Source organism: Flagellimonas sp. B-3, assembly GCF_056857835.1.
Genome location: NZ_JBSXNW010000024.1, coordinates 834,220 through 846,390, shown reverse-complemented (window position 1 = coordinate 846,390; position 12,171 = coordinate 834,220). Strand labels below are relative to the sequence as shown.

General features: G+C 40.8%; 16 protein-coding genes. 12 read left to right on the top strand and 4 right to left on the bottom strand.

Annotated features, from left to right (window positions below; translation table 11 throughout):
• Positions 1-14 precede the first annotated feature (14 nt).
• A complete protein-coding gene (locus AC13CS_RS16380) occupies positions 15-755 on the top strand; it encodes a DUF3298 and DUF4163 domain-containing protein (RefSeq protein ID WP_482888885.1) in 741 nt (246 codons plus the stop codon).
• On the opposite strand, the gene AC13CS_RS16375 is transcribed toward AC13CS_RS16380, so the two are convergent.
• Entirely contained in the window at positions 752-1,219 is a 468-nt protein-coding gene (locus tag AC13CS_RS16375) for a DinB family protein (protein ID WP_482888884.1), read from the bottom strand. The genes AC13CS_RS16380 and AC13CS_RS16375 overlap by 4 nt on opposite strands.
• A 174-nt stretch (positions 1,220-1,393) precedes the next feature.
• Here AC13CS_RS16375 and AC13CS_RS16370 point away from each other — a divergent pair, with 174 nt between their 5' ends.
• Both AC13CS_RS16370 and AC13CS_RS16365 read left to right on the top strand, forming a co-directional pair.
• The gene (locus AC13CS_RS16370) at positions 1,394-1,744 is read left to right on the top strand and encodes an arsenate reductase family protein (protein ID WP_482888883.1); all 351 of its coding nucleotides are present in this window, start codon (positions 1,394-1,396) and stop codon (positions 1,742-1,744) included.
• Positions 1,744-2,655, top strand: a complete 912-nt coding sequence (locus AC13CS_RS16365) for a DMT family transporter (protein WP_482888882.1) — start codon at positions 1,744-1,746, stop codon at positions 2,653-2,655. Before AC13CS_RS16370 ends, AC13CS_RS16365 begins: the two co-directional genes overlap by 1 nt.
• Here AC13CS_RS16365 and AC13CS_RS16360 read toward each other — a convergent pair.
• Positions 2,652-3,140, bottom strand: a complete 489-nt coding sequence (locus tag AC13CS_RS16360; protein WP_482888881.1) for an acyl-CoA thioesterase — start codon at positions 3,138-3,140, stop codon at positions 2,652-2,654. The genes AC13CS_RS16365 and AC13CS_RS16360 overlap by 4 nt on opposite strands.
• Before the next feature lie 117 nt (positions 3,141-3,257).
• Between AC13CS_RS16360 and AC13CS_RS16355 the strand changes: the two genes are divergently transcribed.
• The 8 genes from AC13CS_RS16355 to AC13CS_RS16320 all read left to right on the top strand — a co-directional run bounded on the left by AC13CS_RS16355 (position 3,258) and on the right by AC13CS_RS16320 (position 9,358).
• On the top strand, positions 3,258-4,235 hold the full coding sequence (locus tag AC13CS_RS16355; protein WP_482888880.1) for an NAD(P)H-dependent flavin oxidoreductase: 978 nt from the start codon (positions 3,258-3,260) through the stop codon (positions 4,233-4,235).
• A 159-nt stretch (positions 4,236-4,394) separates the two neighbouring features.
• A complete protein-coding gene (locus tag AC13CS_RS16350; RefSeq protein ID WP_482888879.1) occupies positions 4,395-5,354 on the top strand; it encodes a YheT family hydrolase in 960 nt (319 codons plus the stop codon).
• A 117-nt stretch (positions 5,355-5,471) separates the two neighbouring features.
• Positions 5,472-5,951 (top strand): c-type cytochrome, encoded by a 480-nt coding sequence (locus AC13CS_RS16345; RefSeq protein WP_482888878.1) that lies wholly within the window; start codon positions 5,472-5,474, stop codon positions 5,949-5,951.
• Positions 5,952-6,034: 83 nt separating this feature from the next.
• The gene (locus AC13CS_RS16340; RefSeq protein WP_482888877.1) at positions 6,035-6,742 is read left to right on the top strand and encodes a membrane or secreted protein; all 708 of its coding nucleotides are present in this window, start codon (positions 6,035-6,037) and stop codon (positions 6,740-6,742) included.
• A gap of 34 nt (positions 6,743-6,776) precedes the next feature.
• Complete coding sequence (locus AC13CS_RS16335) at positions 6,777-7,328, top strand: dihydrofolate reductase family protein (protein WP_482888876.1); 552 nt, start codon at positions 6,777-6,779, stop codon at positions 7,326-7,328.
• Positions 7,329-7,509: 181 nt separating this feature from the next.
• Positions 7,510-7,929, top strand: a complete 420-nt coding sequence (locus tag AC13CS_RS16330) for an META domain-containing protein (RefSeq protein WP_482888875.1) — start codon at positions 7,510-7,512, stop codon at positions 7,927-7,929.
• A complete protein-coding gene (locus tag AC13CS_RS16325; RefSeq protein ID WP_482888874.1) occupies positions 7,926-8,750 on the top strand; it encodes an META domain-containing protein in 825 nt (274 codons plus the stop codon). Before AC13CS_RS16330 ends, AC13CS_RS16325 begins: the two co-directional genes overlap by 4 nt.
• 2 nt (positions 8,751-8,752) lie before the next feature.
• Complete coding sequence (locus AC13CS_RS16320) at positions 8,753-9,358, top strand: DinB family protein (RefSeq protein WP_482888873.1); 606 nt, start codon at positions 8,753-8,755, stop codon at positions 9,356-9,358.
• 95 nt (positions 9,359-9,453) lie between these two features.
• On the opposite strand, the gene AC13CS_RS16315 is transcribed toward AC13CS_RS16320, so the two are convergent.
• A complete protein-coding gene (locus AC13CS_RS16315; protein WP_293165913.1) occupies positions 9,454-10,374 on the bottom strand; it encodes a nicotinic acid mononucleotide adenyltransferase in 921 nt (306 codons plus the stop codon).
• A 124-nt stretch (positions 10,375-10,498) separates the two neighbouring features.
• On the opposite strand from AC13CS_RS16315, the gene AC13CS_RS16310 reads away from it, so the two are divergent.
• Complete coding sequence (locus AC13CS_RS16310; protein WP_293165915.1) at positions 10,499-11,500, top strand: NAD(P)H-dependent glycerol-3-phosphate dehydrogenase; 1,002 nt, start codon at positions 10,499-10,501, stop codon at positions 11,498-11,500.
• Between the two features lie 9 nt (positions 11,501-11,509).
• On the opposite strand, the gene AC13CS_RS16305 is transcribed toward AC13CS_RS16310, so the two are convergent.
• On the bottom strand, positions 11,510-12,169 hold the full coding sequence (locus AC13CS_RS16305) for a hypothetical protein (RefSeq protein WP_293165917.1): 660 nt from the start codon (positions 12,167-12,169) through the stop codon (positions 11,510-11,512).
• Between the last annotated feature and the right edge of the window lie 2 nt (positions 12,170-12,171).

Sequence of the window (12,171 nt, the reverse complement as noted above, 5' to 3'; positions counted from 1 at the left end):
AAAAACCTCGACCCATGAAAAAGCACCTTGTAACAATCTTTTTTTTGTGCCTATTGATAAGTTGTCAAACAGAGAGCAAACTTACTTTTGAGCCAACACAGTTGTTGGGCGAAAACTGCAATGGTTGTCCAAAAATAGAGATCAACATTCCAAGTGCGTTGGACAACTCCCCGGTTGCCAAGGCCATAAATATTGCGCTACAAGAAGAGATTATCAGTATTTTGTCCTTTAATGACGATGAAACCATTGACAGCGTGGACAAAGCCCTGCAATCGTTTACTGCGAGCTACAAGGAACTTAAGACCAAATTCCCCGATGAGGTGCAATGGGAGGCCGAGATAGATGGTACAGTAGTTTATGAGGATGAAAACATTATTACATTAGTGCTAAACTCGTACTCATTTACCGGAGGAGCACATGGATATGCTTCCACTTCTTTTTTAAATTTTGACAAAAAGCAGGGCAAGGAACTGGAAAACTCGGAACTTTTTGATGATTTGGAAGGTTTTGAAGATTTTGCAGAGTCCAAGTTCCGAATTCAGGAAAACATCCCACAGAACAAAAATATCAATGCCACGGGCTTTATGTTCGATGGAGATGCTTTTCATTTATCGAACAACATAGGATATACCGAAGAAGGCATAGAGCTCATATATAATCAATACGAGGTTGCATCTTATGCCGATGGACCCATTGTTTTGATTTTGCCGTATGACGAAATCAATACCTATTTAGAAAGAAAAGTGAAGCACTAACGGTCTCTTTCCAACGCTTTTTTTAATGCTAAGATGGCCCCAAGGTGAAGCCCTTCATGAAACACATTGAAAGCCAAAGCGTCTTCCACATTGTTTAAACCAATTTTTGGGGTTGTCATATATTCCTTAAAACTCTTGAACTTACCGTGTTCATAGTCCAACTGGATAAGCTTTACCGTACTGAACAGATAGGCCGATATTTTCTCCATCTCCTGCTTTGTCGGCTCTCCTACGGGAAATGTTCCTTTTCTGTATTTATCTATCAGTTCTTTTTCGATGGTAAAATCCATACCACTCAATCCATAAACCAATAATTGGGGCGTAACCACCACATGGGCAATGTTCCACCAAATATTGTTGTTGAAACCTTCAGGAATTTTGAACAAGTCCTCTCTTGGGGTATGCTCCAAATGGCCGTGAAGAATCTTTCTGTTCTTGAGAAGAATATCGAATAACTTTTCCATGGGATAGCAATTGGTTGATGTAAAACTAACCCTAAAATCTGAAAAAGTATCCCCAAAGCGTAATCAATCCATCAGCAAAAAAACAAACACTGCCTTTAAATGCTGTTGAATTTACATGTTCATAATGTGTTTTGATGGATTTTTGATTTCCTTTGTCCATCAAAAATCATTGTCATGAAAAAAATATACCATTTGGGCAGTTGCTCAACCTCCAAGCGTATCCTTAAGGAATTGGAACCGTTGAACGGCGTGGAACTCCAAGAAATAAAGTCCGAGGCCATTACTCCCGAACAATTGGAACAAATGGCAGAGCTCAGCGGAAGCTATGAATCGCTTTTTAGTAGAAGAGCCATGCTTTTCCGCCAAAGAGGACTTCACGAAAAGAATCTCTCCGAAAGTGATTACAAAGACTTGATTCTGGAGCATTATACTTTTTTAAAAAGACCCGTGATTGTAGTGGATAAAGAGATTTTTGTCGGCAACTCCAAAAAAACGGTAGAAGCTGCCAAGCAAGCCCTGCATTGATGAGCAAAAGAACCCTAGCTATTTTGGCCGCTATTGGCGCCACTATAATTTACGGTATCAACCACACCTTGGCCAAAGGGGTCATGCCCACGCATGTTAAACCCTTTGGGTTTATTTTCCTCCGTGTTGGGGGAGCTGCGCTTCTTTTTTGGTTAATTTCCTTTTTTGGCCCCAAGGAAAAAATCGAGAAACGGGATTGGGGCCGCATGTTGGTTTGTGCCCTATTGGGTATGTCCATAAATATGCTTTCGTTTTTTAAAGGCCTACAACTTTCCACTCCCATCAACAGTGCTGTTCTGGTGACCATTACTCCTATAATCGTAGTGGTTATCTCAGCCCTTTTTCTGAAAGAGAAAATTACCTTGAACAAAGGCTTAGGGATTTTTTTGGGGTTTGTAGGTGCGGTGGGGCTTATTCTTTTTGGAGCTGAGGCGCGTCAAAATGCGCCTAACATCCCTTTAGGCAACTTTTTGTTCATTATAAATGCCACTTCCTATGGTGCTTATCTAGTTGTCGTCAAAAAACTGATTGAAAAGTATCATCCTTTTACTCTAATGAAATGGTTGTTTACCATTGGAGTGGTCATTAATCTGCCATTGACACTTCCCGAAGCAATGGAGATTCAATGGTCCGCCATGCCTCTTTGGGCTTATGGTTCTATTGCCTTTGTGGTTATCGGGACCACATTTTTGACTTATCTGTTCAATATTTTTGCGTTAACACAGCTCAAAGCTTCGTCCGTTGGGGCTTTTGTGTACATGCAACCTTTGGTTGGGATACTGTTCGCCCTGTTTGCAGGCAAAGATGAATTGACACTTGTTAAGGTTGCTGCAATGGCCTTTGTGCTAGTAGGCGTGTATTTGGCGAGTAAAAAACCGAAGCCCAGATTCAGACAAACTACATCTTCCTAAGATTGAACACTTTCCAAATCCCTCGGCACCTGCACATGCTTCCGGGTATCTTCCTTGGTCAGGGTTTTAAAATCCGCTGTTTTTTCCATGGACTCAAAAGCCTTGAGAAACTTATCGGGCAATCCTGTTAGTTTCCTTTCTTTCAAATCTATCCAAGCGCCCATCATCTCACAACGTGCAAAGTTTTTGCCCTTATGGTCGTAAAAATTGTGCCGGAACTCAAAAAACATACCATCCTCGCTCATTCCTACAAACTCCAACGAAACTTTTACGGGCATGCCAGGAAATGCTTCTTTAAAATAGTATACGTGCTCGTAAAAGACCACGGGACCAATATTATGGGCGGCCATACTCTTTTGGTTAAAGCCAAGCTGTTGCAAATAAGCCATTCGGGTATGGCTCATAAAATTGATATAAGCGGAATTCGCCAAGTGCCGATTAGCATCCGTATCGCTCCATCTGATCTCAAATTCTTTAAAAAACATAGCGGGTTATTTTGTTATGCATGCATAATAATTGTAAAAATACCATAGTTTTGATAACTGATTCCAATACGGAAGAAGAATTGTTCCTATTTTTAAACATAGTTTAACACATAATCCATGAGCCAAAAAGCTGAATTCATCAAAAACCTATCACTTCCTGTAATTGCCGCACCCATGTTCTTGATTTCGGGACCTAAATTGGTGGTGGAATGTTGCAAAAACGGTATTGTGGGCACATTTCCTGCCCTTAACCAACGTACTAGTGAAGGTTTTGAGGAATGGCTCATCCAAATAAAATCCGAACTAAAAACATTTGAAGAGGAAACAGGTAAAAAAGCGGCTCCTTTTGGTGTCAATCTTGTGGTACACCCTACAAACCCGAGATTGGAGGCGGATGTTAAACTCTGTATAAAGCACAAAGTGCCATTGGTAATCACTTCTTTAGGTGCTGTGAGCCAAGTGGTGGATGCCATTCATAGCTACGGTGGTCTTGTTTTTCACGATATCATTAAAAAACGTCACGCAGAAAAAGCGGCCGAAGCAGGCGTGGACGGACTTGTTTTGGTATCTGCCGGAGCAGGCGGGCATGGTGGCACCATAAACCCGATGAGCCTAATTGCCGAGGTGAAAAAATTCTTTGATAAGACCATTATTTTGTCCGGATGCATCAGTACGGGAAGGGATGTTGCCGCTGCGCTTCAAATGGGAGCCGACCTTGCCTACATGGGCACTCGATTTATCAATACAGAAGAAAGTAAGGCCACAGATGAATATCGAAAAATGATCATTGATGCAGGTGCCAGCGATGTTGTTTACACTGCTGCCATTTCGGGGGTGCACGCCAATTTCCTGGCAGAAAGTTTAAAAACGGCCGGAATAACCGAAGAAGACTTGAAAAAAGATACGAAGATTGATTTTGGCAAAGAACTGGATACCGAAGCCAAAGCATGGAAAACGATTTGGTCTGCCGGACAAGGGGTAACGACCATAGACAATGTATTGCCCGTATCAAAACTCGTTGCAAACTTGAAAGGCGAATTTAAAACAGCCGTTGAAGAACAAGCAAGCATTTTAAAAACCTTCCCGAAGGAGTAAACTGCCCCGGGGCTAGCCTGTCTGCCGACAAAGGCAGGCCCACGAGGCATTGATAGGGAAACATATTTTGATTTCGAGGCAAGCCTCGGAGCAACTTGCCTAACGGCAGTCAGGTTCAAATCTCGATTATCGAGTAATTTTTAAACTAAAATTGTACCAATGCCCCAAGTCAATTCCGATTACACTCCGCCTTTTCTGTTTAAAAATGGTCATTTTGCCACCATTTACTCAGGCATTATCCGTTCGGTAAACGGCGTGGTCCAAAAAAGGGAAAGGCTCACCCTTTCCGATGGGGACTTTTTGGATTTGGACTGGAGTGATTCTCAAATGCCGACCCAAAAATTGGTGGTCCTTCTCCATGGGTTGGAAGGAGATGCGCAACGACCCTATATTACCGGAAGCGCCAAAATACTCAACCAAAATGGGTACGACACCTGCGCCGTAAATTACCGCGGTTGCAGTGGCGAGCCCAACAAAATGTACCGTTCCTATCATTCCGGGGCGACTGAAGATTTAATCGAGGTGCTCGACCATATCCTAAATACAAGGGATTACTCCGAAATTTACTTGAAGGGTTTTAGTTTGGGAGGAAACCTACTGCTTAAATATTTGGGGGAAGAAAACGATGTTCCAAGGGAACTGAAAGGTGCTGTTGCGGTATCCGTACCCTGTAATCTTCACGATTCTTGCCAGCAATTGCTCAGTCGAAAAAATATTCTCTACGCCATCCGCTTCAAAGGAAATTTATTGGGCAAGCTCAGGCAAAAACAACAAATGTTTCCTGAAAACATAAGCGAAGCCGACATCAAAAAAATTAAGACTTTAAAAGATTTTGATGACATCTACACCAGTAAGGCGCATCATTTTAAAGATGCCTTGGATTATTACCACAAATGCAGTTCCCTTCAATTTTTGCCGAACATAAACGTCCCGAGTTTGATCATCAATGCAAAAAACGACTCTTTCTTGGGACCGGAATGCTACCCGATTGAAGAAACCGAAAACAACGATTCACTTTTTTTGGAAACCCCAACCTATGGTGGACATGTTGGTTTTTGGGGCAAAAAAAACATCACCTACACCGAAAAAAGAGCTTTGGATTTCTTTAATTCTATCTAACTACAACGTTTTCTGATCTTATATTGTGATGATCAACACAGAAATGCCCATAATATTATTGGCTAATTACCTATCTTAGTGCCTACGTTTACACAAACAAAATTCAATAGAATCAGAATGAAAAAAATTGTAATGTTCTTGGCCTTGGGTGCCTTGATAATGAGCTGCGGCGGAAAAAAAGAAGAAAAAAAAGATGGTTTTGAGGTGAGCCGTACCAAAACTGAAGAAAAAAAAGCTGAAGAAAAAGAAGGTGTCCCCGTTGATTTGGACAACAAAGGAATTGGACCCATAACCAATTTGGAATTCCCCGATGAAATCAATGATGAAATGGCTGCGCGCGGAAAAGCTAAATTCGATGCCATTTGTGTGGCTTGCCATATGATCGATAAACGCATGATCGGGCCTGCCCTAAAAGGAGTTTACGACAGAAGAAGCCCTGAATGGGTAATGAACATGATTCTAAACCCTGATGGGATGCTGAAAGAAGACCCTATTGCAAAAGCTTTGTTGAAAGAATACAACAATGCGATAATGCTTAATCAAAACCTAACTGAGGACGAAGCGAGAGATATTGTCGAGTACTTAAGAACGCTCTAACAAACCGACCTAATTATATAGAAAAGCTGCTGTTTTATCGCAAAACAGCAGCTTTTTTTTATCTTAATAAAAACTTTTAGGCCATGAAAAAATCAATATTGCTTGCTGTTTCTTTATTAATTGCCCCTTTTGCACATGCACAGTACTTGCATGGTGCATGGACCGCAACAGAATCTGATGCTACGGGAGACCAAACGGAACATACCCTTATTTTTGCGGGTACTTTTTTTTCGGAGGCCATTTTTGGAAAAACCCACGGAAAATTTATAGGCACCAAAGGGGGCAGTTACACCTTGAATGACGACACCCTTGATCTTACCTACGAATTTGCCAACCAGAGCCCCAACTTGGTCGGGGAAACCAAATCCGTTTCATACACCTTAAAAAACAATACCCTTGAATTGGGTGGGTATACATGGACCCGGATTGACGACGGAACCCCAGGCGACCTATTCGGGGCATGGCTGATATCCGGCAGAAAACGCGATGGTGAAATTGTAAAGCGTGATACCTCGGGGCCACGAAAAACCATGAAGATATTGTCCGGCACCCGTTTTCAATGGATTGCATTTAACACGGAAACCAAACAATTTATGGGAACAGGTGGCGGCACTTATACCACTATTGATGGCAAATACACCGAAAATATCGGTTTTTTTTCCAGGGATGATTCCAGGGTAGGTGCAAGCTTAGAGTTCAACTACGAACTGAAGGATGGCGATTGGCACCATTCTGGGCTCAGCAGTAAAGGACAACCCATTTATGAGGTTTGGAGCCATAGAAGGCTATAAGTTATACATTTGATAATCATTTTGAGAAAATACCATGAGAAAGATTGTTGCAGCATTGAATATGACAATTGACGGGATATGCGACCATACTGCTGGAATACCCGATGAGGAAATACACCAACATTATACGGAATTATTAGGTCAGGGAGACGCGATTTTATATGGCAGAACTACGTATCAACTTATGGAATTTTGGCGGACGTTTTTAGAAAATCCCTCCGAAGAAAAATCAATGAACGACTTTGCTATGGCTATAGACAAAATTCCTAAAATAGTTTTTTCCCGCACGATTAAAAATGTAGCATGGGAAAGTGCAACAATAGCAAAACGAGACTTAAAAAATGAAGTTATAGAACTCAAGCATCGACCGGGTAAAGATATTTTTGTCGGTAGTCGCAGTTTAATCATACAACTGATAAAGCTCAAATTGATCGATGAACTCCAACTTTGCATTCATCCAATGGTTGAAGGAAAAGGCTTGCCATTGTTTGAAAACTTAAACGACAGGACTATTTTTAAGCTTGTTAAGAATAAAACCTTTAAGAGTGGGGCTATAATTCTATATTATCAACCAAAAAACGAATGACAAAGAAAACAAAGACGGTTATACGTAATTGTTTCTGCCCGTTTACTCCGAAAATTCCTGCCACCGCTCGGCCAATACTGCAAATGAAACAACGCTCCGAGCCGTTTTACCCAACAGAATAGATGCTTACAAGCAATATTTTTAGTATTTTACTGACACATTAACCACTCATTTCTGTAAAATGAAATTATCCGTCATCCTCTTTTTTACTACTGTTCTACTGGCTGAATCCTGCAGTGGACCAAAATCCAATGAAGAAGCATTGTACGGTCCCACTTGGGAGCTCGAATATATTTCTGGGCCACGGATTGCTTTTGATGGTCTTTTCCCGGAAAAAAAACCACAAATAACCTTTAACAAAAAATCCGGTAAAGTATCCGGCACGGATAGTTGCAATGGATACGCTGCAGATTATATGCTGGAGGGCAGCTCCATCTCTTTCGGTGAACCAGGACCAACCACCATGATGTTCTGTGGGGGCAGCGAACGCCAATTCTTGGAAATGATGAAAAAAATAGACGGGTATTCCTTCGAGGGCAACAAACTCAATCTATTGGTGGACGAAATTCCCATGATGCGCTTCAAAAAAGTTAACCCATGAGAAAAATACTCATTCCAATCTGTGCATTGTTTTTGTTTTCCAACTGTATTGAAAAGAAAAAACAAGAAATTTCCGAACCCGGGTCATCAGAAATGGAAACAAAGGACACGGTTCAAGTGAAAGAACAAATACGGCAAATGGAACCCATCACCATAAAAATTGACGGCAGTTACTTTAAGGCCACTGGTACCGAACCTTTTTGGGGACTCAAAATTTATGATGACAAAATTGAGCTTCAGACCATGGAGGACACTATTGTAACACCACCATCAGAAGCAATTAAGGCACAAGATGCCAATATTAAAATGTTCCGTATTCAAACGGAGGCTACCCAAATGGACATTATTATTTCGAACAAGGAATGCATCAATGCCATGTCGGGAGAGGTTTTTCCCTATACCGTAACCGCTTCGTATAAAAATACAGACGGGGACGAAACGCGTGTTCTGGAGGGCTGTGGGTCGTACATAACGGACTATAGGCTTCACGATATTTGGGTTTTGGAAAAAATGCAAGGAGCAGCCGTATCCAAAAAGGATTTTAACGGGAACGATGTTCCCAATATGGAAATCAACATCAACAACAATAGATTTTCAGGTTTTTCTGGCTGTAACCGGATGACCGGCAGTATTTTTTACGAAAAAGATGTGCTACGCTTTACCCAAGTAGCCTCCACCCGAATGGCCTGCCCCAATATGGAAAAGGAATCTGAGTTTTTAAAGGCATTACAGCGCAGCACCAAACACAAAGTGGAAAACAACAGATTATACCTATCCAATGGTTCCAAAGAAAATCTTCTTGTGTTTAAAAAAATAGACTGATCATGAAAAATGGTTTCCACTATCAATTTGCCACCATTCTCTTTATCTTGATGGCCTATTCAAACCTTCAAGCACAAGCAATGGAACTACCTTACAAAGAAATCCCTGCCTATCCCCCAGATTATGCTTCGGGCAATGTGGTGTCCCGAATGATTGATGGATTGGGATACCGGTATTATTGGGCCACGGAAGGTTTAACGCAAAAAAATCTTGACTATAAACCTTCGGAAGATGGGCGTACCGTTATGGAAACCTTGGAACATATCCATACAATGTCCAACAATATTTTATTGGCACCTGACGCAAAACCGTATGAGCGCCCCAAGAATCCTCCAAAATACTCCTACAAAGAGCTTCGCGCTCTCACCCTGCAAAACTTAAATGCTGCGAGCAACAAGGTGTTGGGCAAAAGCCCCGAAGAAATGGAGCATTTTAAAGTGATTTTTAAACAAGGGGAGAGGGTATCGGAATTTCCGTATTGGAACATGATCAATGGTATGATTGCAGATTGCATTCAACACACTGGGCAAATTGTTTTGATGCGAAGGGCAAGTGGAAACCCACAAAACCCAAACGTAAATGTGTTTTTGGGAAAAACCAGAGAATAAAAAAGAACCGCCCCAAGTTTAAATACTGGGGGCGGTTCTTAACTAAATAACCAACCAAAAAACTTATTTGTAAAGTCGAACAATATTGTTTTTCCTTACATATTTCGTTGACGGGTAACGTTCATTGTTGGATTTTTGGTTTTTGAACGTTTTTTGCCCGTTACATCACTCGATTTCAAATATTGAATGTATCCTCTTCCTGTGAATTCATAAACCGTTCCGCTGGATACGTGGTACAACTCTATGGTACTATCATTGATAACGTACAACTCAAAATAATCATTGCCCAAGAAGTCATAATCGAGTGTTAAAGTTTTCAATGAGGCATCGTTAGCCACATCATACACTTCATAACCTCCTTCATAATCCCATTGTATATTGGTAAGTGGAATTCCTTGTGCATCTACGGATGACCTGAAAATCCTTCCTCCATCAGCAAAAAATTGTAGGTAGTTTTCCTCATCAAACTCGTTTAAGGCACCAACTTCGCTGGTATATGTTTTTTCCCAAACTTGATATTCCTGCAAAAAGTAGTGGATGTTATCGTAGAACACCATATCGTAATCAAAGTTGTTTCTTTGGTAACCTTCCAAAATGTAGGACGTATCCGAACGTGGGTCGTAAAACTCCAATGTGTTGTTGTCCAAGGCGAATATCTCCATCAACCAAAGACCGTCCACATCGTGGTCTATTTCCACCTGACCGCTGTAGGTGGCGTACGCACCCACATCAATACCCAATCCGTTGCCTGTTTTTCCCAAGCCAGAAAGGTTATTGTTGGCATAAACGATTCCCCTATCAAAAGAAATGGTGAAAGCACGTTGCAAAAAGGGAACTTCTCCATTTCCACGGGTTTCGTTGATATCCACATACCAAAGATCATGCGATTCCAAAACCAAGGCGGTATTGACTGGTGGTTCCGTGATCAAATCATCCTCCACAATAACCTCGGTGTAGCAAGAACTGGTCAAAAGACCTATGAATAAAATTCCAAAGAGTAGTTTTCTATTTTCCATAATCGAGGTTTTAAAGTTCTCTTTATATAGACCAAGCACTATGCCAAATTCTTTAACTATTTGATAATCAAACAAAAAAAGGCTGATGATTTTATTTTTTAGCTTTACACTCTAATTTAAATGCATGAAAGACAAACTTACGTTTGGAGTATTTGGAGGTGGAAGCTGGGGAACTGCTATCGTAAAAATGTTGACCGAAAATTTGGATCAGGTAAACTGGTATATGCGAAGCGATTCCGCTATTCGTCATATTAAAAAAGAGTGGCACAATCCCAATTATTTGAGCTCTGTGGAGTTTGATGTGGACCAATTGGTAATGAGCCATGATATTAACGAGATTATTGAAGCATCTGACGTGCTCATTTTTGCTATTCCTTCTGCTTTTTTGGATAGGGAACTGCAAAATTTGACGGTTTCTTTGAAGGATAAAATTATTTTCTCGGCCATTAAGGGCATTGTTCCCGAAAGTGGACGGATCGTTGGGGAACATTTTAATGAGAAATATGAAATTCCTTTTGAGAACATAGGTGTGATCACGGGACCTTGCCATGCCGAAGAGGTGGCTTTGGAACGCCTATCGTACCTAACCATTGCCTGCGCGGACGCCGACAAGGCCAAAATGGTGGCCAAACATTTAAAAAGCGACTATATCCGCACTAAAATTTCTGATGATATCATAGGAACGGAATACGCAGCTATGCTGAAAAATATTTATGCCATTGCTGCTGGAATTGCTCACGGGCTTGGCTATGGGGACAACTTCCAAAGTGTGTTGATGAGCAATGCCATCCGAGAAATGAAGCGGTTTATTGACCGTGTGTACAAAATGAAGCGTAACATCAACGCCTCTGCTTATTTGGGCGATCTATTGGTGACGGGCTACTCCGTTTTTAGTAGGAACCGTATGTTCGGGAATATGATCGGCAAGGGCTATACCGTAAAGAGTGCCATGATGGAAATGAACATGGTGGCCGAAGGCTATTACGCCACAAAAAGTGCCCATGATCTTATGGACAAACTGCAAAAAAAGTCCAAAACGCCGATTATCAATGCGGTTTACCAAATACTTTATAAAAACAAAAACCCCAAAAAGGTGTTTGAAAAGTTGACGGAGAAGTTGGATTGAATTATAAGGTCAAAACTTGGCAATGTCAATACTGTAGCTTATAAATGGTACCATAATGGTCGCCTTTCCTTCAAAATACTTTGTATTGCGAGATATGTAAATACCCATCATTATTTTGGATTTACCTTTTCCATAACCAACGGAAATTTTGTTTGCACTAAAATTATAATTATCCATGGATGTCTTTGACCCTACGACATCTCCTTCTTCATTGAAAATAGGTTCGGTACGAGCATATTCACTATTTCGATTGAGCAAGCTAAGCCCAGCATTGACCAACAAATCTCCTTTTTTAAAAACTTGAAAATGATAGTTAAAACCAAAATGATAGCCGAACATCAGCCCCCGCTCTGTTTCTGAAGATGTTTCATCGATATGGGTCGTTATCAAATCATACCGAACGGAGGTTTTGAATCCTACGCTAAAATTTTGAGTAAAAAAATAATCCAATCCGATATTAAGTACTGGGCCAGAATTTTGTAAATCAGGATTAATAAAATTTGTGGCTACTGCTTGATCTCCAGATTTGTAAATGGGTGTAATCCTGAATTCAGCACCCAAATTGAAAAAGAATTTTTTCTCCCTTGAATTATTTTGGGCAACAAGATATAGTGGTAGTAGGAATAGGAGTATTAATGGTTTCTTCATCGGAAAACATAGTACTTTCATTA